This window comes from Streptomyces sp. NPDC031479 (assembly GCF_055581065.1).
Window position 1 is genome coordinate 19584 of sequence record NZ_JBVIKC010000021.1, and the last position, 23337, is coordinate 42920.

Consider the following 23337-nt stretch of genomic DNA (forward strand, 5'->3'; position numbering starts at 1 on the left):
TAACAAGCCGGACATCGACGGGCAGCCGTGATTCGGTCACTCTGCTCCGGGCCGTCGCCACCCGGCCCGGTCGGGGCGCGCCGGGTCTCACGGAGTGGAAGCATCAGCGGGGAACAGGGACACGACGGCAGGAGACGGCTGACATGACGGCGGCAGCGGGGGTTTCGCAGCGCCCGCCCGGCACACCGTGCTGGGTGAGCCTGATGGTGCACGGACTCGGGAACACCGAGGACTTCTACGCGGACCTCTTCGGCTGGGAGTACGAGCCGGGCCCGAACCAGCTGGGCCCGTACGTACGGGCCCTCCTCGACGGACAGGAGGTGGCGGGCGTCGGGGAGATGCCGCCGGACCGACACCTTCCGGTGGCGTGGACCACGTACTTCGCCACCGACGACGCGGACGCCACCGCCGAGGCGATCCGCTCCTGCGGCGGGACGGTCGCGGTCGGACCGCTGGACGCCGGGGCGGCCGGCCGGATGGCGATCTGCTCCGACCCACTGGGTGCGATCTTCGGCATCTGGCAGGCCGGGGCCCATCCGGGCACGCGCCGGGCGGGGGTGCCCGGCGCCCCGGTGTGGAACGAGCTGGTCACCCAGGACACCTCGACGGTCGGCAAGTTCTACCAGCACGTCTTCGGCCACGAGGCGGAGGAACACCCCTCCTCGTCCACCGACTTCGACCACCTGACCCTGCTCCTGGGCGGCCGGCCGGTGGCCGCGGTGCACGGGGTCGGCCGGTCGCTGCCGCACGACCGGGGGCCGCACTGGATGACGTACTTCGAGGTGGCGGACACCGACACGGCCGCCGCCCGGGTGACCGAGCTGGGCGGACGGGTCGTCGCACCGCCCCGCGACGGCGTCCGCGGCCGGGTGGCCACGGTCGCGGATCCGGAGGGCGCGGTCTTCGCCCTCGTCCACACGGACGTCCCGGCGGCCTAGCCACCCGGGGCCGGGGCCCGGTCCGGGCGCCCGGGGGCAGTCCCCGGGGACTGCCCCCGGCGGCAGTTCCCGGGGCCGCCCGCCGAGGTCAGAGCGCACGGGTCAGGGCTCCCGGGCAGGGCGCCGGAGTCAGGGCGCCGGAGTCAGGGCGCCGGAGTCAGGGCGCCGGGGCGTCGAGGGCACGGAGGTCGGGGCGTTTGGCGGTGCGGCCGTCGCCGGAGGACGCGCCGCGCAGGCGGCGGCCCAGCCACGGGCCGAGGAATCCGGCCATCCAGCCCAGTTCGGCCGCCACGCTCCGCACGGCACCCCGGGCCGGGCGGGGCGGCAGCGGGTGGGTCCAGGTGTCGCCGTATCCGGGCACGGCGAGGACTTCGGCCAGGGCGGCGGCGATCCGGGCGTGGCCGAGAGGGCTGGCGTGGAGCCGGTCCGTGCTCCACATCCGCGGGTCGTTGGCGGCCTCGGCCCGACCGGTTTCGGCCACGACGACCCCGTGCCGGGCGGCCGCGGCGCGGATGTGGGTGTTGATCGCGACGACGCGGGGGGCCAGGGGCCGGGCCATCGGCGCGATCCGTGCCACGTCGGGGAAGGTCACGGTCGCCACGCGGGCTCCGGCCGCCGTGAGCGCGGCGAACATCTCCTCCAGGTGCCCGGCCGTCGCGGCCGCGTCGAACCGGGGCCTGAGCAGGTCGTTCACCCCGGCGACGACGGTCACCACGTCGGGGCGCAGGGCGAGGGCGGGACCCAGCTGTTCGGCGTGGACCTGGGCGGCGAGCCGGCCGCGCACGCCCAGGTTGGCGTAGAGCAGGCCGGGGTGGGCGGTCGCGAGGTGCCCGGCGAGCCGGTCGGCGAAACCCCGCAGCCCGGTCGCGTCGTCCCCGTCCCCCAGCCCTTCGGTCTGGCTGTCGCCCAGGGCGACGTAGCGGATGGGTTCACCGTTCGGCACGGGCTCCCCGCCTCTCCTTGAGTACGGCCGCGATCCTCAGGCACCAGTCCCGGTGGCCCTGTTCGAAGGCCAGGCCGCGCAGGCAGGTCAGGTACCCGCCGATGCGCTCGCCCCGGAGCAGGTACTCCGCCTCGTCCACGGAGCCGCGCATGGTGCGCAGCATCGCGTCGAGGAGCTCGATCTTGGCCGTCGCGGCGGCGGCCCGCTCTTCAAGTTGCTCGATCACCGGTCCGGTGCCGATGCGGTCGGCGCTCTGCACCTTGACCAGCAGGTCGTCGCGGATGAAGGAGGGTTTCGGCGGTGCGTCGGCGAACCGCTCCAGCTCGGCCCGGCCCGCGTCGGTGACCCGGAACAGCCGCTTGTTGGGCCGGCTCTCCTGGACCACCTGCCGGCCCTCGACCAGTCCGTCCTGCTCCAGCCTGGCCAGTTCGGCGTAGAGCTGCTGGGGCAGGGCGTGCCAGAAGTTCGCGACGCCCACGTCGAAGGCCTTCGCCAGCTGGTACCCGCTGTACTCGCCGTCGAGCAGCGCTGCCAGCACCGCGTGCTTCAAGGCCATCCCACCGGCCCCCTTCCCTTTGGTCGTCCGCCCCGGCATCATACTCAAAAAACTGACTAGTCACATTCTTGAGTAGCTGCCACATTCCCGTGTGTTCCGAGCACCTGGAGGGGTCATGGAGACCGCCGAACGCTTCCGCGCCGCCGTGGAGAAGCGCGATCTCAGCGCGCTGGACGACCTGTTCACCGAGGACGTCCGGCTGTACAGCCCGGTGAAGTTCACCCCCTTCGAGGGCAGGCCGATGGTGCTGGGCCTGTTCGGCGTGCTGCTGCGCGTCTTCGGGGACCTCCGCTACCTGGGCCGGCTGGACGGCGCGGCCGAGACGAGCGCCGACGGCGAGGAGGCGCCGTCGGTGGTCCTGCCGTTCCGCGCCGTGGTCGACGGGAAGCAGATCCACGGCATCGACCTGCTGCAGTTCGACGCGGCGGGCCGGATCAAGGAGTTCACGGTGATGGTCCGCCCCCAGTCGGCCGTCCACGCCCTGGGGCAGGCGGTCCTCGCGGGACTCGTGGCCGACGGCCTCGCTCCCGACCCGACCGCCACTGCGGACGCCTGACGGACCGCCACGCGCGGACGACTCCTTCCATGCCGATCCGGCATCTACTTGCTAATGTGGCAAGTAGATGCCGGGCCGGCATGTTTCGGGGAGGCCCGGGAACGAGCGGGAGGACTCCGTCATGGGGGAACAGGCCGACGCCATCGCGTCGTTGCGGGGCATCGCGCGGATCGAAGGCCGCACACGCGGGAAGAGCGGCTGGTACGCCGCCTACCTGTGGGCCTTCGCCGGGTGGCAACTCTTCCTCGTTCCGGTCGTGTTGCTGTGGCACGGGCGGACCGGCACCCTCGTCGGCACGGTGGGCAACGCCGCGGTCGTCGTGGGCCTTTCCCTGTTCGCCACGCGGCAGCCCGTGGTCCCGCGCGGCCACGGCGCCCGCCACCTCAGGGTGGTCGGCGCCTGGGCGCTCGCCTACGCCACGAGCCTGCTGCTCGGTTACTCCGTCTTCCGCGACGCCACCGCCTTCGCGGCCGTGGCCGCCCTGGCGTGCGCCCTGCCCGCCGCCGCGGCGGCCCGGCGGGAGGCGCGCTCCGCATGACGTACCCGACCCCGGCGGGCGGGGAGCGGGTTCCGCACCCGCGCCACGCGCTCGCCCCGCTGCTGGCCTCGGCCGTACGCCTGTCGGTCGTCGCCGCTCTCGCCCCGGCGCAGAAGGCCGAGTTCGGCTGGGTACGGGACCTGGTGGAGATCACCGACTCCGCGCTGTCGAAGCAGGTCTCGCGGCTGGAGGACGCGGGCTGGGTGACGGTGGAGAAGGGGCAGGTCGGCCGGCGGCCGCGGACCTGGCTGTCCCTGACGGAGGAGGGCTTGGCCCGCTACCGGCGCCACCTCGCCGCCCTCGCGGCCATCGCGGGCACGGACCCCGGCGGCGGCGCCGCCCTGGACTGACCGCGGGGATGCGGGGGGCAGGGGCGGAGGGGGATGCCCGGGAGGGACCGCGGTACCGGACGGGGCTCTGGACCGTACCCGGGTCCTCCTGCCCGCGGGCGACGCCCCGGGGCAAGGCCTCTTCCTAGGCTCCGGTCAGGCGGACACGGCGGATCAGCGCGATGCGCGACCCCGTGTCCGCGGCCCCCGCCCCGCCGCGCACCAAGGAGTTCCCCATGACCCACCACCCCTCCCCCCGCCCGCGCCGGACCGCCCACGGCCCGGCGCCGTCCGGCCGGCGGCGGGGAGTCACCGCGGTGGCCGCCGCGGCGGCGGCCCTTGCCGTGGCCGGCATGCTGCCCGCATCCGCTTCCGCGTCCCCGGCCCCGGCCCCGTCCCCGGCCGCCGCAACGTCCACGGCGGAGGCCCGGCACTCCCCCGATGGCCTGCGCAAGGCGCTGGAGCGGGTGGTGGCCGAGGACCTGCTGCCCGGCGCCCTGGCGTCCACCCTCGACCGGGAGGGGCGCACCCGTGCCCACACGGCCGGGGTCGGGGACCTGCGGACCGGGGCGAAGGTGCCGGCCGACGGTCAGGTGCGGGTGGGCAGCAACACCAAGACCTTCACCGCCACGGTCGTCCTGCAACTCGTCGGCGAGGGCAGGGTGGAGCTCGACGCACCCGTCGACCGGTACCTGCCGAACCTTCTGCGGGGCGACGGCATCGACGGCCGCGCCATCACGGTGCGCCAGCTGCTCCAGCACACGAGCGGTCTGCCCAACTACACCGACCAGTTGGTGGAAGCCGTGTTCGGGAAGGGCCGTCACACCTACTACCAGCCCCGCGAACTGATCGATCTGGCGCTGGCCAAAAAGGCGCGCTTCGCCCCCGGGGCCGGCTGGGAGTACAGCAACACCAACTACGTCGTCGCCGGGCTGCTCATCGAGAAGGTCACCGGCCGGCCGTTCGCCGAGCAGGTCACGCAGCGGGTCATCGACCGCATCGGACTGCGCCACACCTACTTCCCGGCGGTGGGCGAGGAGCGCATCCGCGAGGCCCACCCCCGGGGCTACCAGGTGCCGAAGCCCGGGGCGCCCCTGGAGGACATCACGGAGCTCGACCCCTCCTGGGGCTGGTCCGCCGGGCAGCTGGTGTCCACTCCCGGCGACCTGAACCGCTTCTTCTCCGCCCTGATCGGCGGCAAGCTCCTGGAGCCCGCCCAGCTGGCCCAGATGCGGACCACCGTCAAGGTCGACGGTCCCGGCTGGCAGCCGGGCACCCGGTACGGACTCGGCCTGACGAGCTCGCCGCTGAGCTGCGGGGGCCTCAAGTGGGGGCACGGCGGGAACGTCCCCGGCTACCACTCCTTCCCCGGGGCCACCGACGACGGCCGCGCCGCCACCATCGCGGTCACCCTCAACAGGCCTTCCGCGCCCGATTCCTTCGACCGCGCCGACGCCCTGCTCGACACGGCGCTGTGCGCGCGGTGACGCGCGGCCGGCGGCATGCGGCCGGCAGGCCGCGGTCAACGGGCGGGTACCCGCGTTGACCGCAGCCCGCCGTCCGGTCCTACGTGCCACGTCGTGCCGCGCATGCGCTGAGCCGCCCGCTCCAGGTCGGCCTGCCGCTGCGCGGGGTCGGGCCCGGCCGGGTCCGTGAGACGGAATCCGTGGAGCCGGAGCCCGTCCGGATCGATGTCGTCGGGCGCCGGCCGGCCTTCCAGGACGAACCCGAAGAACGCGCGGAGCGCCCCTTCGCCCAGTTCGAGCGGGTGGAAGGGCAGCGGATACGGCGCCCCGCCCTCCCCGCCCGGGTCCGGCTCCACCGGGTGGTCACCCGACCAGTACGGACCCTCGAAGGGAAACGGCTCGCCGATGTCCTCGATGACCCCGCTGTCAGGCGACAGGCTCAGCGAGCGGACCAGCCGGCCGGCCTCCCAGACCGCGAAGGCCAGCCCGTCGACCACGCTGTGCATCGCGTGCAGGACCATCCTGCGTCCGTCACCCGCCGCGATCAGGTGCCCGGGCAACCGCGACGGACGTTCGATCATCAGGCGCCGGTCGCAGAGGACGTCGATTCCCGGGAAGCTCGCGGCGTAGGTGAGTCCGGGAGCCGGGTACGTGCCCTCGGTCAGGGTCTCGCCGTCCGCGGCCTCCATGTCCCAGCCCGGATGCAGCCGCCCGACGAGCTCGGTCGTCTCCGCGAGGCCGGCCGTGGTCACCTGCCGCAGGGCGGCCGGGATGTCCCCGTCCCCGTACACCAGCAGACCCGTCTTGGCTCCCATGAGCCCCTCCCAGCCTAGAATCCGTCTGGGCGGACGTTGGCCGCAGCCGCTGACAATGCGGGTGGGGCCGGGGTCGGTCAGGCGGGGTTGACCGGGAGGACGTCCGGGGAGAGGGCGCCCGCGCGGGCCGCGGACGAGGTCATGCGGCGGCGGTGGTGGCGGCGGCAGAGGACCTCGTAGCCGATCTCCTCCGCCGGACGGTTCACGTCGCCGACCACCACCTGGGCGCCCTCGACCACCATCTCCCCGCCCACCGTACGGGCGTTGTGCGTGGCGCGGGCCCCGCACCAGCACAGGGCCTCCACCTGGAGCTGCTCCAGGCGGTCGGCCAGCTCGATCAGCCGCTGCGAGCCCGGGAACAGCTTCGTGCGGAAGTCCGTCGTGATGCCGAAGGCGAAGACGTCCAGGCCGAGGTCGTCGACGATGCGGGCGAGCTGGTCGATCTGCTCGAGATCCCCTCGATCCCCCCCGGCCGCCGAAAAGCTCCTGGGCGACGCCTTCGAACGCGCTCGCCCGGCGCTCGCCCGCGTCATGCCCTCGATCACCCTCTGCCGTCCGTGGACGTACGTCGAGTACGGCGTGGGCCAGCACATCACCGGCCACCTCGACGGCATCGCCCCCGACCCGCTCGCCTGGCCCCGCCAGATCGCCGGCATCAGCGTCGTGATCACCCAGGCCGACGCCGGAGGCGACTTCTACGTCGAGACCGCTTCCAGCGACCGGCTCTGGAACAGCAAGGTCCCCGATGCCGCCTCGAACGGCTACGCGGAGGGCATGTGGCTGGCCCACGACGGAGCTGACAACTCCGCGACCTGGTTCCAGCAGATGCCGCGCACCCGCTGGAGCGTCGCCCCGGCCCCCGGAACAGCCCTGCTGTACGGCTCCCAGCTCGCGCACGGAACCCTCCCGGTCACCGCGGGCCGGGTCGCCAAGTTCATCAGCTGGCTCATCGCCGAACCCACCGCGGCGGGGTGAGCGCGTGCTCCTGGCCTTGGAAGGCATAGCCGGCGCCGGAAAGAGCACCCTCCGCGACCGACTTCTGGCCACCGCCCACGCCCAGGGCATCCCCCTCAGCCACATCGGCCAGTTCTCCTGGCTCTCCCACGCGGCCACTCGCACGCTGATCCGCCTGCGGGCCGGGCGCGGCGGCGACGAGCAGGAGGCCATCGAGGCCGCCGCCCAGGACCTGGCCCTGCACTCCCGCTTCAACATCGCCGTCGCCCTCACCAAGGGCCCGGTCCTCGCCGACCGGCTCACCCTCTCCACCGCCTGCCTGCTCGCCCTGCTCCACCAGCAGCCCGTCGACGCGTACGTCGAGCGCCTCGCCGAGCAAACCCAGGCCCGTCCGCAGCTGACCGTCCTGCTGACCACCGAGCCCGACATCTGCCACGCCCGCATCACTCGACGTGCAACAGAGCGCCGCTTCACCGAACACCCCGAGGCTGCCGCCCTGCTGGCCGACCTCTACAACGAGGCCGCCGACGCCTGGACCAAGGCCACCGGCCTTCCCGTACTGAAGCACCCCTGCACGACCCATGCCGACCTCGAAGCCCTGGTCGACGCCTGCATGGAGGGCCTCCGCTCGGCCGGCAGCCCCACGGCCACGAACACAGAAGCGAGCCGATGAACCTGCACCCGATGCATCCCGCAGCCTGGGTCCTCGATCAACTCCGCACGGATGGCTGGCACATCAACGACCTCCTCGCGTTCACGCGGGCCAGCACCCTGGTCAGAGCGAGCCGCCCCGGCCAGGAGGACGTCGTACTGAAGGCAGGCTTCGGCAGCAACCACGTTCTGGACGAGCTCGACCCCAGCGAGAAGCCCGCCGCGTACGGCTTCTACTGGTACGCACAAGTGACCGAGACCGAACGCGCCCTCACCCGCGAAGACTTCCGCCACGAGGCGGAGCTGACCGCCGCCGCCGGAGGAACCGATCACATCGTCCCGCTGCTGGAACAGGGCTGCTCGGAGCGGTTCGACTGGTACACCATGCCGCACTGCGACGGCGGGAATTTCCGGGCCTTCATGGCCTCGTCGAAGGACACCGGCAAGGGCCTCAGCATCCTCGCCGACGTCGCCAACGGCCTGGACAACCTGCACCAGCGCGGAATCATCCATCGCGACGTCTACCAGGAGAACATCCTCATCGACCAGGACCGGGGCCTGATCACCGACCTCGGAGCCGCCCGCCATCTGTCCACCCCGCGCGGACTCGAACAGCGCGGCCCCGAGGTCCACTGGCCGCCGGAGTACCTCACCGGCTACCACGAAGCCACCCCCGCAGCCGACGTGTTCAGCCTCGCCGTCCTCGTCTACCGCTACCTGTGCGCGGACATCCCCCGCCTGGTCGGCTACACGAAACTGCCCCTCATCCCGGAGCCCCTGCGCGGCGTCGTGACCGCCGCGCTCTCCGACGGCGCGGGCGACCGGCCCGCCATGAACGACCTGCGCACCGCGCTCCGCACCACGGCCGACCTGCAGCAGCGCTGACCAACACGAGGGAGCCCCTCATGCCCAGGGCGAGATCTCCGCCCCGTCTCCGGCACCACAGAACAGCAAGCGGAACAAGCCGAAGCCAATGAGACCGAAAGGCGGAACACCTCATGAACCAGGACCGCATCGCCGACTTCCTCGCCAACGTCGAGGACCTGCGCGGCGAGGACGAGACCGTCCGTACCACCGCCCACACCTCCAGCGTCTCGGCCGAGGGCTGGCCGGCGGCCGAGGCGGAGACCACCACCGACTGAACACCCACAGCTGCCCGGCGCTCTGAGCGCCGCCGGTGAACACACCCGGGGCCGGGCCGCCAGCACCTGCGGCCCGGCCCCGGGCCCACCACCGAACAGGAGAGCCACCTCATGCACACCCTCGCCGACATCTTCGACCTCCCGCCGATCGACCGTCTGCACCACAAGCGCACGCAGCGCATCCACGCGGTCATCCGCCCCGGAGCCCAGGCGCCTCAGTCCAGCACCAGTAATGCAGCCGACTACTGCCTGGCCCACCACGCCCTCGAAGGAGCCGAAGCCGCCGCCCGCGCCAGCGATGCCGCAACCTTCGACTGGTACGTCACCCACCCCGACTCGGGGGCCACCACCAACTCCGTCCCCACAGCGGTCGGCGCCCGCGTGGTCGTCGCGCCCGAACTCGCCGACCTGCCCCGATCCTCGATCTCCGAGACCCCCTACTACGTCCTGGGTCCTGGCACCGAAACGGCCGAGCCCCACATGTGCAACGTCGCGGCCGACGCGTACGCCAGCGCCGCGCGAGCGGGCTTCGGCGATCTGCTCGCCGCGCACGCCGTCGTCCTGTGCCTGCTGCGGACCAAGAACCTCGGCGAGACCCTCGACAGCTGGACCATCAGCCGCCTGCCGGGCACGGTCTTCATGGACCATGTCGACGACCCGGTCGTCTTGGCCCGCGACCTCATCCACGAGGCCGGGCACAACTGCCTGAACGACGCCCTCGCGGCAACGGGATGCAAGGTCAGTGACGCCGCGCACTTCCACTCCCCGTGGAAGCAGACAACGCGGCCGGCGTTCGGCTTCCTCCACGCTTGCTGGGCGTTCCCGCTCACCATGCTGTTCACCGCGCACACACTGAACAGCACCACGGGAGACTTGCACCGGTTCCTGACCGCCTACCTCGACCAGCAGCGAAGCCTCCTCACCAGCACCGCGACCGACCATGCTCGCGCTCTGGAGCTGATCAGCGACGACGGTCTCCGGCACCGTCTCGCTGCCGCCCACCGCCAGGCACTCGCCCTGTGAACGCGGCCTGCGACGAGGAGCCCGGCCTGTCCCTGCTGGTACACCGGCCAGGCGAAGAGCCCGCTCTTCTCCACACCGGTCTGGCCAGCCTCGAACACGGACTGCCCATCGGACCGGACACCACCTTCAACGTCGGCTCAGTCGCGAAGCAGATCACCGCCTGCCTGATCCTGCTCGCCGCGCGTGACAACCTCTTGCACCTGGACCAGCGGGCCGCGGACCTGCTGCCCCGACTCAAGATCAGCGATGTCACCGTCGCGGACCTGGTCACCCACCGATCGGGCATACGCGATGCCGAGTCCCTGCTCTCCCTCGCCAGCTTCCGGGACCTCGACCACTACACGGCCGGCGACCTGCGAACCCTCGCTTACCGGCAGGACCAGCGCGCCGTCCCCGAAGGCCGCTTCCTCTACAGCAACACCAACTACCTCCTCCTGGCAGAGATCCTCGAAACGGTCCACCGCACCACGCTGCCCGACCTCGCCCGGCACCGCATTTTCGGCCCGCTCGGCATGCACGCCACCCACTTCAAGAGCGACCCCCACCAGGTCATCCCCGGAGCCGCATCCGCCTACCAGGCCACTCACCACGGCTGGCAGCACACGGAAACGCCCGTCACCCTGCCCGGACCCGGCACCCTACGGACCACCGTTGGCGACCTCGACCGATGGCTCACCCACCTCCACCAGCACTGGCATCACCCCCACCAACTCCCCTGGCAGGAAGCTGTCGCCTACGAGCCCAGCGACCACGAGCCCTACCTCTACGGCCCCGGCCTCTACGCCGACGCCCGCCCCGGCCGCACTGCCGTCTTCCACTACGGCCACGAACAGGGCTTCTCCGCCTCAGCCCACCTGGAGGCCTCAGGACTGCGCGTTATCTGCCTGTCCAACAACTCGAGGATCGCAGCCGAGCACGTCGCCGCTGCCGTCCTCCAAGACCTCCGCACGCACCCGGCGCTGAACCCCCGGGAAGCCCTTGTCCGAGCAGCCGCCCTCCAACAAACACCCCGCAACGCCCTACGAGCTCAGCCCACGCAGGGCGAACCGAGCCCGCACACAGAGCTCGGCACCTTCACCTGCGACCAGGCCCCCGGATGCCTCCGTCTCACCCGCAGCGCGAGCACCCTCTACCTCTGGCGCCGCGGAACGAGAGACCAGCTCATCCCCGCCGGCCAGGGGGCGTACACGGGCAACGGCTACATCCTCACCGTGTCCGACAGCACGCAGCAGATCGACCGCTTCACCCTCGACCTCGACCGCGCCCCCGGACTCACGTACATCCGCCAGTAGCCACCGCCACCAAGCGGCATGCCGCCTTCACCACGTGTACCAGTAGAGAAGCGAACCGAACTGGAGAGACTCCCGATGCTCGACCACCTGCCGATTCCTGGGATCGCGGCCTACGCTTGCGAGGGTCTACCCGCGCCCGCCCAAACCGATGACCGAAACGCGTGGGTCGACGGTGTCTGCTGGCTGCACTGCGGCCAACGCCGGGGACGCGTCTTATGGATAGGGCCAGCGAGCGTCGCGGGCCTGCAGGCCCCGATGTTCGCGTGTAGCCCCTGCATCGCCGAACTCCACGAACAGGTGTGGCGATCGGTTCTCCTCACAGACCAACCGGCAGGCCCCGGCTATCACCCAAAGCGCAGCGAAGGCGCCGATTACTGCCAACCTCGCGGAGGCCGCCACCGAGCGTCCCAAAGCAGATTCCTTCGCCCGTGAACAGGGGCAGCCCCGAATCCGGCACCGGGACGGCCGCCGACAAGAACCAACGACCGCCATCGTTCAGCGCACTCATGCTCGCGGCTCGCCATCCGGTTCCTCCAGCTCACCGAGGAGGCGCCAGGCGAGCTCGGCCAGGGTGTCTCCGTCTGCGGTCGCCCACCGTGTCGTGCCCTGGTTGGACACCGGCCTTCCCTCCCAGCCCGCTAGTTCCCACATCTGAGAAATCAACCCTGAGGGTGAATACTGCTCGCCGTCCGCAGCCCAAAGAATCGGCCGTGTACGGTGGTTCGCCCAGGTAGCTCGTGAGCGACGCTCGTCCTGGGCGAGCCAGTCCTTGAGGGCGTCCTGTTCGGGGACAATGTACGTGTGCAAGGTGAGCACCGCTCCATCGTCGAGTGCACGCCGGTCGATGATGACGTGGACCGCGTTCGGTCGCCGTTGCTTGCGCTGTTTCTTCTGGCGCCGGTACTTCTCCGCGATGGCCGGCTTGGTCCCGTTGGAGAGCCGGTCCCTCACCTCGCTGGTCAATTCCTTGCACCGCTGGGTGTCGGCGCACAGGTACCTGATCTGCGAACGCTCTCCGTAGAGGCTGTCCATCGCCGTTACGAGGGCGGGTACGACACGTTCCAGAATCTCGGGAACCCGGGCGACCGCCTCCTCCGACCAGGCCAGCGCGGAATCTCCTTCATCCATGCCCTCGCTCCCCAGCTCACGGAAGACCAGGTGCGCGATCAGGAACGTTCCGTGCTCCACCACCGCAGCCCCGCGCCCTTCGAAGCGCGCACGCATGTCGTGCAGGTTCCGCCGGACGGCCCGCAGGACAAGCACGGTGTTCCATAGCTGATATGCACTGGGCTGCGGCCGGAACAGTACGTCGTAGACACCCTGTGCGCCTCGCTCCCACAGCACGTCGAGGGAGCCCGCGATGCGCGCTGCGTACTGGCTGTGCGGGTGGGCGCAGGCCAGTGCGCACGCGGCCTCCACCACTGAGCAACCCGACTCGGCCGGCGGTTCGAGTTCACCGCGGCGGACGCTGTAGTCAAGACCGAGCTCGGCTTTGATTTCTTCCATCAGCGCGGCCTGGACGGGGTCCAGGGCGATGAAGTCACGCGGCTCGATGCGGTTCTGGCGGTTCGTGGCCTGGGTCGTACGCTTCGCGAAGTCCTCGGCCCCGCCCGTCACGATGATCCGAACACCGATCTTCGCGAATCCGGCGTCGCTCCGCTCCTTGGCCATGGCGTCGGCGATGGAGCGCACCGTCTGGGCTCCATTGACGACGCTGGCCCCGCGAATCTGCAGGGACAGGGGGTGCTGTTCCGGTGCCAACATGGACTGCTGGGTCTTCTGCACGGAGTCGCACAGGATGGTGATGCCGTTGTTGAAGTACCAGAAGTGGGCCGGCTCCTGGGTCAGTGTCCCGACCAGGTCGTTGTTGATGGGGGTCAGCCCCAGCGGATTGCGAATGTTGAGGTTGAAGAGATCCGCGCCGTGGTCCCGCATCCATGCGGAGACTTGCTCGGCGGTCACCACACCCTGGTATGACTCGTACGGCGAACTGACGCCGAACCAAGGGAAGAGATCTGCCGCCATGTCGACCGGCTTGGCGGCGATGTCGTCCCTGACCTTCGCCCAGACTTCCGAGGCGAGGATCACCTGGTGGCCGAGCAGGTCACCGTGCCGGTTGAACTCGCTCTCTCCGTTCAGCAACGCCTGCTCCACCTCCGTCGACACAGGATCGGCTCCCATCAACACGATCACCTGGGTGACCGAGACCGCCCCCTGTCCCATAAGGGCCTTGGCCTCCTGCGCGAGCTTCTGGCCCCGGGGATTGAACTGGGCGAATTCCTCGCTGTCGATCAGGCGGAGTCCGGCCAGCAGCTTGTGTACGGCTTCGGTCTTCGCCCGAGCCGTCCCCTTGCTGCTCCACTTTGCCTGGACGAGGAAGACGTGTGCGGGATCCTGCACTATGGCGATCGCGTCGATCCCCTGATCACCGCCACCGTCGATGACCGTGAGCGCCGCCTCACGTGCACTCCACCCTGTGACGATCCGCACCGCGTGTGCCGCAAGTGCCCGGGAGAGACGGGCATCGGCGCGCCGCTCCTCCGAGTGGCCGGCGAAGTCGCTCATGTCGAGCAGGTCCGTGTAGGTGGCATCGAAAGCCCGGCGGACTTGACGGACCTGGGCCGGGATATCCCGGTGTGCGTTGACAGACGTAGACATGCGTGTCCCTGATGTCGAGTTGAGCAGTCGCCGCCGGACTGGGCTCGGCGGCCAGGTAGAGCGGGAATATCTGTTGCTCTTACGCGGACTCAGCCTGCGAAACGACGGAGGCGAGCCAGATATCCATCGATGTCAGCGAGTTCCGGCGCATGGGCGCCACGCAGTTGGTACGTAGCCTCACGAAGATCCGCTGCTGCGGACAGGGCCTCGGGGATCCTCTCGGCGGCGGCATACAGACGGGCCAGGGACGCAAGCGCGTCGAGGTGGCGGTCCACCGCCCCCGGGTCGGCCGGGTCAGGAGCCGACCCGGCATACGCGCGGAATCCGTCGATGGCGGCTGTCGACTCCCCCAGCTCCATTCGACACTGGGCGGCAAAATAGCGACACAACCGGGCCTGCTCGTCCTCCGCGCCGTAGCACTCCGCATAGGACTGGCCGGCTTCCTCGAAGTGCCCGGCCGCCTGCCTGTGCGACCCTCCGAGGAATTTCACCTGGGCCAGAGAGAAAAGGAGATCCACCCGAAGCGTAGTGTCAACGGCGCGCCCGACCGCAGCTGCGAGCAGATCAGCGGCCTGTGTGAACTGCCCGCCCTCTGCAAGTTGTGCAGCCGCGTCCGAGACCTCGTCCGCCTCGCCCTCCGTCAGCCGGGCGGATGCCGGCGCAGCGCCCACGGGCACGTGGGCGAGTACCACCAGAGTCGGCGTGTACCCGAACCGGTTCCCCGGCAGGCCTCCGAAGGGCCGGCGGAAAGGATGCCGTGGATCAGGATCCCGCCCTGCCTTCCCCCAGCCGTCCGATTCATGTACCCAGGGCAGCAGCGCCTCGTAAACCTGAGCCGCGTCGAGTCGCCGCTCGGGCTCCTTCTCAAGCATCTCCAGCAGCAGCCTCTCCAGCTCCACCGGGACATCGGGCCGGAGCCCGCAGATCGCCGGGGGCGGGGTGCGTACGTGATGCCAGGCATGTGAACGCTGACCGTCACCGTGAAACGGCGGCCTACCAGTGAGGAGTTCGTACAGGACACAGGCCAGTGCATAGATATCGGCGGCCGGTCCGACCGCGTTCGCCAGACTCTGCTCCGGCGACATGTAGGCGGGTGTACCGACGGTCATCCCCTCCTGCGTGAGGCGGGGGTTGTTCCCGGAGCCGAGGAGGGCGGCGACGCCGAAGTCGAGGACCTTCACCACTCCGTCCCCGGTCAGCATGAGGTTGGCCGGTTTGATGTCGCGGTGGACCACATCGTGCCGGTGCACCTCGTCGAGGACGGAGGCGATCTGCGCGCCCGCTGCGGCAGCCCAAGAGACAGGCAGCGGGTCCGACTCGTAGTCCGTCTCGTCGATGAACGCCAGGAGCTCGCGACCTCTCAGCAGCTGCATGACGACGTAGAGGCGGCCGGAAGGGCCGTCGACGCCCGCGTCGTATACGGCCGGGATCCCAAGGTGCTCCAGACTGGCCGTGGTGCGTACCTCCCGGAGGAAGCGGTCTCGGCGGGTCCGGAGCACGTCCTCGAACCACGGGCCGGGCACACCGTCGGACCCCCGGACGTCGGTGAGCATCATCTTCACTGCGACCCGCCGGTCGAGCCGCTCGTCGTAGGCGTGCCACACCTCGCCCATTCCGCCGGCCCCGATCGGGCGATCCAGCCGGTACCGGCCCGCAAGCACGCGGGACGGGACGGCATCCTGGGTCAGTGCGTCCTGCAGCACGGGTGTCCCTCCTGCGGCGCGGAGTGCGGGGCACGCCATGCGTCACACGTAATCGATCTCTGTGTGACCAGGTTACGAGGGCGGCGGCGGAGTGTTCCCGGATTGGCCGGATTTGATTGCCGCAGCCCGCTCCGCCGTAGCCAGTCGCTCGGCCTCCCTGCGCGCTGGACGCCGGATGAGGCCGTACGCCTGCTGCGTGGCAACCTGCTTGAAGAGCTTGTTGACCAGCGGGTCGTCGTAATAGCGGACCAGCAAGGCATCATTGGACTGCGCCTGCTCGATCACGACCCGGTCCATGTCGCGTTCCACCTCCCGCCGGAACGTCTCCTCGTCGTTGTGCAGGCCGATCGCCTTGAGGTCGGGGTCCTCCGCCACGGCCACGACCAGCTGGCCCAGCAGGATCTGGTCGGTGGTGGACAGGCCCATGCCGTACTCGTCATTGACGGACTCGATCACCTCGGCCAGTGACTGCTGAGGTACCTCGGTCGGCGTACTCGCGGCCTGCGGTACCAGGCCGGGCAGAAGCTGGGCACCCTCGGCCTTCAGCTGGAGTTCGGGAACACCGGTCTTACGTACTCGCATGTGGCTCGGCGTGGCCTCGCCTATGTCGGCACTCGCACTGCCCTGAGGCCGGGGCAGCCGGCGCAGCAAGAACCGCCCGTACTGGTAGAGCCGTTCCAGCTCCTCGCTCTCGAAGCCGATGACATGCGAGAGCCAGCCGTACGCCTTGACGTACGACTCCAGGGCGCGACGGAACTCCTGAGCGGCGTCAGGCTCCTCGGCGGCCAGCGCGGCAAAGCGGTCCACGGCGGGGCTGGTGTAGCGGTGGAGCTTGGAGTGCGCCTTCTCCACGGCGGCGTCGGCGGCGCCTTCGTTGAAGGCGGCGAAGTAGGCCGTGACGAAGGCGTCCATCTCCGCCTCGATTAGCAGCCGGTACGCCATCACCTCGTCGTGCCGGTCGAAGAGCAGGTTCGGCTCGGGCGGCTCGGCGACGGACGCCTCGTAGTAGGACTGGAACGCCTCCGCGATCACCTCGGGCTTGTTCGCGAAGTCCAGCACGAACAGGTCCTCGGCCGCCTTGAGCCGGTGGGTCCGGTTGAGCCGGGAGAGCGTCTGCACCGCCGCCAGACCCGCCAAGGGCTTGTCGACGTACATGGTGGTGAGGAGTGGCTGGTCAAATCCCGTTTGGTATTTGTCGGCAACGACAAGAATGCGGTACTCAGGCCGGGGGATGGCTGGCGGCCGGGGATCGTCGAGCCGGGTGTAGCCAAACTTGTCGGGCAGCTCGCTCTCGGGGAAGCCGTTGAGCTTGGCCTCCGTGTACTCGATGCCCTTGTCCTCCAGTGTGACCGTGCCGGAGAACGCCACCAGCGCCGCGCAGTCGTGGAAGCCGTTCTCCTCGACGTAGGCCCGGATCTCCTGGTACAGCCGTACAGCTTGCTCCCGGCCGGGTGTGACGACCATGGCCCTGGCCCGCCCGCCGAGCCGGTCGGCGGAATGGGTCCGGAAGTGGTCAACCATGATCTTCGCCCGCGATTTCAGCGACGCCTCGGACATCAGGGCTGCGCGTACCAGCCGAGAGCGGGCCTTTCGAGGATCGACCTGCTGCTCGGCCTCATCTGCCGCGGCTTTCTGCAGCTTGAAGTACGTGCCGTAGGTGATGTAGGTGCCAAGCACGTCGAGGATGAAGCTCTCTTCGATGGCCTGCCGCATCGAGTAGATATGGAAGGGCTCCATCCGGCCGCTCTCGGGGGACGGCGTACCGAAGAGATTAAGGGTCTTCTCCTTCGGGGTTGCGGTGAACGCGAAGAAGGAGAGGTTCGGCTGCTTACCACGGGCGAGCGCTGCGGCGGTCAGGGGATCGCCGTCCTCGTCCACCAACTCCGAGCCGAGCTTGCCCAGCGCCTTCTTGAGCGCGTCCGCGCCCTTGCCGCCCTGGGAGGAGTGCGCCTCGTCGATGACGACGGCGTAGCGACGATCGCGGCCGAGGCCAGTGGTCTTGTCCAGAATAAACGGGAACTTCTGGAGCGTAGTGATCACGATCCGGGCGGTGGACCCGGTCAACGCCTCGGCCAGCTGTTGGGAGTCGTTGTCGATACGCAGGACCACGCCGGGGGTGTGGTCGAACTGGTAGATCGTGTCCTGGAGCTGTTTGTCCAGCACCCGCCGGTCGGTGATGACGATGATCTTGTCGAAGACGGGCGTGTTGGGCTCAAGTCCCTTGGCCGCGGCGGCATCCGCATCAATGAGCGCGGGGTCCTCCGGCGTGTGCAGGGAGCCCAGCCGGTGAGCGAGCCAGGCGATGGTGTTGGACTTGCCGGAGCCTGCGGAGTGCTGAACCAGATAGGGCTCGCCTGCCCCATGCCGGGCGGCGTGCGCCGTCATCTTCCGGACCGCGTCCCACTGGTGGAAGCGGGGAAAGATCAACGGATGGTTGTGCGCCGCCCCGGGACGATAGCGGGGCGCCTTGCCCGCCTTGGCGGCTGGATCCTCGACGTGCAGGTACCGGTGGAGGAGGTCCAGCCAGGCGTCCCGCTGCCAGACCTGCTCCCACAGGTAGGAGGTACGGTACGCCGCGCCCACCGGAGCTGGCGGATTACCCGCGCCGCCGATGCTGCCGGGACCGCCCGTCCCCATGTTGAACGGCAGGAACCTGGTCTTCGGCCCGGCCAAGCGGGTGGTCAGGAATGCGAGGTCCGGATCGACGGCGAAGTGGACGAGGCTGCGCCGCGCGAAGAACAGCTCGTTCGGGTCGCGATCCCGGCGGTACTGGCCCATGGCGTCCTCGGCCGACTGCCCGGTGAGCGGGTTCTTCAGCTCGGCAGAAGCGACGGGGAGGCCATTAAGGAAGAGTGCCAGGTCAAGGGACTTGGCCGGGTCAGTGGCGGAGTAGTGGAATTGTCGGACGACGGTGAGACGGTTGGAGTCGTACTCGTCCAGGGCGCCGGCCGCCAGAGTGTGTGCGGGCCGGAAGAAGGCGAGCCGCAGCTTAATGTTCCGGTCGACGACCCCGTGCCGCAGTACGTCGAGCAGCCCGCGCCCGTCGATCTGCTTGGCGACGAGCGCTGCAAACCGCTGGATGGCCTGCTCCTCCTCCTCGCCGTAGGCGCCCTTGAGCCGGTCCCACTGCGCAGGCTGGGAGGCGCCGAGGAATGTGGAGAGCTCGGACGTGTCGATCCCGAGTTCGTGGTTGTAGGTGTTGGCCAACCCCCGCTCCCACTTATCACTGAGCAGCGCTGCCTCGACTGCATCTTCAAAGGCGCGCTCGGTGTGCGCCTGGTGCGCGGGGGCGGGTGTCGCGGTCATCAAGGCTCCTCAGGGGGTCAGGTAGAGGCATGGGCTGACATCGGTTCACACCATGGCGGCCCGTCTGGCAGTGGCCACGTCGAGCTGGGCGGTGACGGCCGCGGTGATAAGTGCTTGGCGGCGCTCGGTGAGAAGGGCAGCGGCATGCCTGACGGAAGCCGTCAATTGCACGGTCATTTGTTCATGTCGCACTAGCTCGGTCACTGCCTTGCTCTGTGACGTGAGCGGTGCGTCAGGTAGAAGGCAGCCCATCACGACGGACGTCGGCAAGTTGTTGGCCATGCCTTCAGCGCCCGAGATTCCGAGCTTGATGTGTTCGCGAGCAGAATGACACCGAAGCGCACGCGCCACAAAGGGAACTAGGGCACGCGTGTGGTCTACTCGCAGCCTGTAAACCTTGTCACAAAGGAGTAGTTGCCTGTCGAGGTTCTCAACGATCCCAACGCTACCGATCAGTTCAGGCGAACCGCTAGCCCGCGACATCAGCAGGTCGCCGTTCCTCAGCCGGTACTCCTTGCGCGGCTCGACGCCCTCGGGGAGTGCCTTGTGTTGGCTCGGATCGAAAAACCCCGAGTTCACACATCCCGCCTTGATAACTCCCCATTCCCCGGGGCCGGCATTGCGGTCATCGCACTGGGGAGACCATCCCTGCTCCAGCGACATGATTACATGCCGAAGACGCACCGTTCCATGCTTCTCTGCCAGGCGCTCCATTACCTCAGCCAGGGTGCTCGCCGAACGAACGGCGATCATCTCTAGCTGGCGGGCACGTGCAGCGATCAAGGCATCAATGTGGGCCGTCTCGACGTCGAGAAACTCTACGATGCGGCGCTGTTCCTCCAGCCGCGGCAGCGGCAGCGGAAAACTCTGAATCTTACTGCTGTTCGTGGAAGCCAGGTTGGTCGTCTTGGCTCCCGTGCTTTCGAAGTAGCAGCGTCCGTATAGCGACTGGGTCAAATAAGCGAGGTACTCACCGCTAAGGCGCTGCGGATCAGGCCGAATGGCAAAGATGTGGTTCTGGTGCAGGCACCCTTCCAATTCGCCTCGCCAGACCGTCCCGCGACCCAGCTTGTCCAGGTCTCCCCCTTCGGTCATCAGCACGTCACCTGGCCGAAGCGTGCTACGACGGGCGACACTTCGGGGTACGGTGATCTCCGTAACCGAGTCGAGGTCGAGGCTCCCTGCCTGGACGTTAGCGACTCTCAGGTACGGGCGAGTGACGGTATCGCCGGTGATGTCTCGCTTCGCGTCGACTGTCAGCCCGTTCTGCAAACGGGCGACGTAACCAAGTCGCACTAGCTCGTAGTTGTCGGGGAGCTGGAGCATGCTGGCGTGGAAGGCCGAACGGGTCACCGCGCCACCTCATCCAACAGTTCTTGGATCTGGGCTTCCAGGGTCTTCAGCTCCGCATCGATCTCAGTCAGAGGTCGATGCGGCTGGTACAAGTAGAAGTGCCGCGTGAACGGGATCTCGTACCCGACCCGGTAGCGCACGACCTCCTTGGTCTTCGGATCCTTGGTCTCCGCAATCCATGCGTCATCAACGTACGGCTTCACCTCACGCACGAAGTACGCGTCGATGTCTCCGCGCCTCGCCACGTTCACGAAGTCGCGCAGGTCCGGATCATGCTCCGGCTGCCCCTTCTTCACGTACTGGACCTCACCCTCCGGGTCTGGGACCCCGACCGCGTCGCGCATCGCCCTATCGAACGGCTTGCCCGTGGGCCACGGGACCCCACCCTCGGCCAGAACCTTCCGCAGGGCGCCCCATGCCTCCGCCTTCGTGGCCCAGCCCGAACCGATCAGTGGCTTCAGCACCCCTACCAGCTTCTCGACCCCGCCAGCTCCGAGCTCCCTTACAACCACTTTCGCCACCTGCAGGGCGTCCAGGGTGTCTTCGGTGACCTCAAAACGGAGCTTCAGTGGCCGGTCGATGGTAATCCGCTTGTAGCCGAAGTCATCAGCATTCATGATCTTCACCTTGCCCGGCACGGAGTGCTGCGCACCGTCCCCAGAGCGTGCCAGAAGCCTCGCCTCCCCGTACCAGCGGCAGATCTCCTGCCGCTGCTCTTCGGTAATCTCCTTGCGCTTGTTGCTCAGCGACTTCCGCATCTTGGACCACTGGTCCCGTGCGTCGAGGAGGATGATCCGATTCTTGAGGTTCTTCGGCTTCCGGTTGGTGACGATCCAGAAATACGTGGAGATGCCAGTGTTGAAGAAAAGCTGGTCCGGAAGCGCGACGATCGCCTCCAGGTAATCGTTCTCGATGATCCAGCGTCGGATCTCGGACTCGCCGGACCCCGCTCCGCCCGTGAAGAGCGGCGAGCCGTTGAAGACGACGGCAAGGCGGGTGCCACCAGTCTCCTGCCCCTCCTCATCCCTCTCCGGCTGCTTCATCTTGTCGATCATGTGCTGGAGGAACAGGAACGAGCCGTCATTGATCCGGGGCAGGCCGGCGCCGAAACGTCCGCCGTGGCCTTGATCTTCGTACTCGTCCTTGATCTGCGTCTCCACCTTCTTCCACTCGACACCGAAAGGCGGGTTGGCCAGCATGTAGCTGAACTTCTCGCCCTCGTGCCCGTCCTGGGTGAAGGAGTTACCAAAGTGGATGCGCGAGGCGTCCTGCCCCTTGAGAAGCATGTCCGAGCGGCAGATCGCATAGGACTCGGCGTTCAGTTCCTGTCCGTACAGGTTGACCCGGGCCCTGGGATTAAGGGCCAAGATGTGGTGTTCGGCTGCGGAGAGCATGCCGCCCGTACCGCAGGCGGGGTCGAGGATGTCGATGACAGGCTTGGCACCGTGGAGACGGTCATCGTCGGGCGCTAGCAGCAGCTCCACCATCAGCTCGATGACCTCACGGGGCGTGAAGTGCTCACCGGCGGTCTCATTCGAGGCATCCGCGAACTTCCGGATGAGCTCCTCGAAGATGAAGCCCATGTTGTGGTTGTCCACGGCCTTCAGGCTGAGGTCGATGTCACGGAACTTCTGGACGACGAGGTAGAGGAGGCCAGACCTGGCCAGCCGTTCGATCTGGAGATGGAAGGCGTAGTTTTCGAGGATCTCGGTCGCCTCGGCGGAGAAGCCGTCAATGTAGTCCGTGAGGTTCTTCTCGACCTTCTGCATGTCCGAGTCCGCGACGATGGTAGCGAACGTCTGCTCCGAGGTGTTGTAGAAGTTCCGGCCGGCGGCAGCCTTCAGTACGGCGTCCTGGTTGACTCCTGCGTAGGACTCGGCCCGCGCCCACACATCCTTGCGCGTGTCCGACATGACGCAGTCCATGCGACGCAGCACCGTCATCGGCAGGATGACCTTGCCGTACTCGGAGCGCTTGTAGTCGCCTCGGAGCAGGTCCGCTACTGACCAGATGAAGTCAGCCAGCTCCTGGTTCTTGTCGCTCACTCGCTACCTTTTCGTGTCGCCGTAGTCTTGCGCGGATGCCGTGCCGCACCCATCGGCACAGTCGGGACGGGCTGGTCAAGCCTACGGAATCCGGAGCCGCCCCATACCGCCGACGTGAGAAATGATCACGTGGCCACGACCCTGCCTCGTGGTTCACACTGCCAGGACCGTACCGAGGAGACCGCGCCCGCAGGGTGCCAGGGGCCGGGACAGCGACATGTCGAGGACCAGGGCGTCGTAACCACTGCGGCCGAAGCCCTAAGTCTCCAGCTACTTCACCGAGCCGACCTAGCGGACGCACCCGGCAACCGGCACACCGTCGGCGCCGAGACGACTGCTCCGTAGAGACGGTCAGGCATGGTTGACCGGGAGGACGTCCGGGGAGAGGGCGCCGGCGTGGGCCGCGGCCGAGGTCATGCGCTTGCGGTGGTGGCGGCGGCAGAGGACCTCGTAGCCGATCTCCTCCGCCGGGCGATTCACGTCACCGACCACGACCTGGGCGCCCTCGACCACCATCTCCCCGCCCACCGTACGGGCGTTGTGCGTGGCGCGGGCCCCGCACCAGCACAGGGCCTCGACCTGCAGCTGCTCGATCCGGTCCGCCAGCTCGATCAGGCGCTGCGAGCCCGGGAAGAGCTTGGTGCGGAAGTCCGTGGTGATCCCGAAGGCGAACACGTCCATGCCGAGGTCGTCCACGATGCGCGCAAGCTGGTCGATCTGCTCTGGTGCGAGGAACTGCGCCTCGTCCACGATCACGTAGTCCGCCCTGCCACCCTTGGACAGCTGGGCGACCAGGTACCCGTACAAGTCCATGCCCTCGGTCGCCTCGACCGCCTCCGTGACCAGGCCCAGCCGGGAGGACAGCTTGCCCTCCCCCGCTCGGTCGTCGCGCGTGAAGATCACGCCCTGGAGCCCGCGGGCCGACCGGTTGTGCCCGATCTGGAGCGCCAAAGTACTCTTCCCGCAATCCATGGTGCCGGAGAAAAATACCAATTCGGACATCAGAGGAGGGTGACCTTTCGGGGCGGGCAGACCGTGGGGCAGCGGTGGTAGACGGCCCCTGCGTGAG

The 23337-nt window shown here is 68.7% G+C and carries 20 protein-coding genes and 1 pseudogene; 11 read left to right on the forward strand and 10 right to left on the reverse strand.

The genetic code is table 11. From position 1 onward, the window contains the following. The first annotated feature begins 143 nt into the window (after positions 1 to 143). A complete protein-coding gene (locus ACZ5D2_RS23010) occupies positions 144 to 938 on the forward strand; it encodes a VOC family protein (protein WP_371676302.1) in 795 nt (264 codons plus the stop codon). Positions 939 to 1095: 157 nt separating this feature from the next. On the opposite strand, the gene ACZ5D2_RS23015 is transcribed toward ACZ5D2_RS23010, so the two are convergent. Next, positions 1096 to 1881 (reverse strand): SGNH/GDSL hydrolase family protein, encoded by a 786-nt coding sequence (locus ACZ5D2_RS23015; RefSeq protein ID WP_371676303.1) that lies wholly within the window; start codon positions 1879 to 1881, stop codon positions 1096 to 1098. Then, on the reverse strand, positions 1868 to 2437 hold the full coding sequence (locus ACZ5D2_RS23020) for a PadR family transcriptional regulator (protein WP_371676304.1): 570 nt from the start codon (positions 2435 to 2437) through the stop codon (positions 1868 to 1870). Before ACZ5D2_RS23020 ends, ACZ5D2_RS23015 begins: the two co-directional genes overlap by 14 nt. Before the next feature lie 115 nt (positions 2438 to 2552). Here ACZ5D2_RS23020 and ACZ5D2_RS23025 point away from each other — a divergent pair, with 115 nt between their 5' ends. The 4 genes from ACZ5D2_RS23025 to ACZ5D2_RS23040 all read left to right on the forward strand — a co-directional run bounded on the left by ACZ5D2_RS23025 (position 2553) and on the right by ACZ5D2_RS23040 (position 5347). Further along, positions 2553 to 2993, forward strand: coding sequence for a nuclear transport factor 2 family protein (locus ACZ5D2_RS23025; RefSeq protein ID WP_371676305.1), 441 nt, complete (start codon positions 2553 to 2555; stop codon positions 2991 to 2993). A gap of 121 nt (positions 2994 to 3114) precedes the next feature. Continuing rightward, on the forward strand, positions 3115 to 3531 hold the full coding sequence (locus ACZ5D2_RS23030; protein WP_371676306.1) for a hypothetical protein: 417 nt from the start codon (positions 3115 to 3117) through the stop codon (positions 3529 to 3531). After that, positions 3528 to 3881, forward strand: coding sequence for a winged helix-turn-helix domain-containing protein (locus ACZ5D2_RS23035; protein WP_371676307.1), 354 nt, complete (start codon positions 3528 to 3530; stop codon positions 3879 to 3881). The genes ACZ5D2_RS23030 and ACZ5D2_RS23035 overlap by 4 nt, the downstream gene beginning before the upstream one ends. Positions 3882 to 4042: 161 nt before the next feature. Then, positions 4043 to 5347 carry a serine hydrolase domain-containing protein gene (locus tag ACZ5D2_RS23040; RefSeq protein ID WP_468931548.1) on the forward strand — a complete coding sequence of 435 codons (1305 nt, stop codon included), beginning with the start codon at positions 4043 to 4045 and terminating at the stop codon, positions 5345 to 5347. A gap of 35 nt (positions 5348 to 5382) precedes the next feature. Here the strand turns inward: ACZ5D2_RS23040 and ACZ5D2_RS23045 are convergent, their stop codons facing one another. Continuing rightward, the gene (locus ACZ5D2_RS23045; RefSeq protein WP_371676308.1) at positions 5383 to 6141 is read right to left on the reverse strand and encodes a DUF6928 family protein; all 759 of its coding nucleotides are present in this window, start codon (positions 6139 to 6141) and stop codon (positions 5383 to 5385) included. A gap of 77 nt (positions 6142 to 6218) precedes the next feature. Beyond that, positions 6219 to 6590: pseudogene (locus ACZ5D2_RS23050) on the reverse strand (thymidine kinase); the annotation flags it as partial. An 82-nt stretch (positions 6591 to 6672) separates the two neighbouring features. Here ACZ5D2_RS23050 and ACZ5D2_RS23055 point away from each other — a divergent pair. From ACZ5D2_RS23055 to ACZ5D2_RS23080, 6 genes are all read left to right on the forward strand, one after another. Then, positions 6673 to 7116 carry a hypothetical protein gene (locus tag ACZ5D2_RS23055; RefSeq protein WP_468931552.1) on the forward strand — a complete coding sequence of 148 codons (444 nt, stop codon included), beginning with the start codon at positions 6673 to 6675 and terminating at the stop codon, positions 7114 to 7116. A 4-nt stretch (positions 7117 to 7120) separates the two neighbouring features. Continuing rightward, positions 7121 to 7768: a nucleoside/nucleotide kinase family protein gene (locus tag ACZ5D2_RS23060; RefSeq protein ID WP_468931555.1), complete on the forward strand. Its 648-nt coding sequence runs from the start codon at positions 7121 to 7123 to the stop codon at positions 7766 to 7768. Positions 7769 to 7779: 11 nt separating this feature from the next. Continuing rightward, a complete protein-coding gene (locus ACZ5D2_RS23065) occupies positions 7780 to 8631 on the forward strand; it encodes a protein kinase domain-containing protein (RefSeq protein ID WP_468931558.1) in 852 nt (283 codons plus the stop codon). Between the two features lie 113 nt (positions 8632 to 8744). Then, the gene (locus ACZ5D2_RS23070) at positions 8745 to 8888 is read left to right on the forward strand and encodes a hypothetical protein (RefSeq protein ID WP_468931561.1); all 144 of its coding nucleotides are present in this window, start codon (positions 8745 to 8747) and stop codon (positions 8886 to 8888) included. A gap of 111 nt (positions 8889 to 8999) precedes the next feature. Then, positions 9000 to 9911 carry an aKG-HExxH-type peptide beta-hydroxylase gene (locus ACZ5D2_RS23075; RefSeq protein ID WP_468931563.1) on the forward strand — a complete coding sequence of 304 codons (912 nt, stop codon included), beginning with the start codon at positions 9000 to 9002 and terminating at the stop codon, positions 9909 to 9911. Beyond that, complete coding sequence (locus ACZ5D2_RS23080) at positions 9908 to 11203, forward strand: serine hydrolase domain-containing protein (protein WP_468931566.1); 1296 nt, start codon at positions 9908 to 9910, stop codon at positions 11201 to 11203. The genes ACZ5D2_RS23075 and ACZ5D2_RS23080 overlap by 4 nt, the downstream gene beginning before the upstream one ends. A gap of 504 nt (positions 11204 to 11707) precedes the next feature. On the opposite strand, the gene ACZ5D2_RS23085 is transcribed toward ACZ5D2_RS23080, so the two are convergent. The 6 genes from ACZ5D2_RS23085 to ACZ5D2_RS23110 form a co-directional block, all read right to left on the reverse strand. Beyond that, positions 11708 to 13768 (reverse strand): AIPR family protein, encoded by a 2061-nt coding sequence (locus ACZ5D2_RS23085; RefSeq protein WP_468931569.1) that lies wholly within the window; start codon positions 13766 to 13768, stop codon positions 11708 to 11710. 182 nt (positions 13769 to 13950) lie between these two features. Continuing rightward, positions 13951 to 15564: a serine/threonine-protein kinase gene (locus ACZ5D2_RS23090; protein WP_468931572.1), complete on the reverse strand. Its 1614-nt coding sequence runs from the start codon at positions 15562 to 15564 to the stop codon at positions 13951 to 13953. A gap of 72 nt (positions 15565 to 15636) precedes the next feature. After that, positions 15637 to 18870 carry a type I restriction endonuclease subunit R gene (locus tag ACZ5D2_RS23095; protein WP_468931574.1) on the reverse strand — a complete coding sequence of 1078 codons (3234 nt, stop codon included), beginning with the start codon at positions 18868 to 18870 and terminating at the stop codon, positions 15637 to 15639. A gap of 45 nt (positions 18871 to 18915) precedes the next feature. Next, positions 18916 to 20223 (reverse strand): restriction endonuclease subunit S, encoded by a 1308-nt coding sequence (locus ACZ5D2_RS23100; RefSeq protein WP_468931577.1) that lies wholly within the window; start codon positions 20221 to 20223, stop codon positions 18916 to 18918. Beyond that, a complete protein-coding gene (locus ACZ5D2_RS23105; RefSeq protein WP_468931580.1) occupies positions 20220 to 22268 on the reverse strand; it encodes a type I restriction-modification system subunit M in 2049 nt (682 codons plus the stop codon). The genes ACZ5D2_RS23100 and ACZ5D2_RS23105 overlap by 4 nt, the downstream gene beginning before the upstream one ends. 351 nt (positions 22269 to 22619) lie before the next feature. Then, entirely contained in the window at positions 22620 to 23270 is a 651-nt protein-coding gene (locus tag ACZ5D2_RS23110; RefSeq protein ID WP_468931583.1) for a thymidine kinase, read from the reverse strand. Positions 23271 to 23337: the final 67 nt, after the last annotated feature.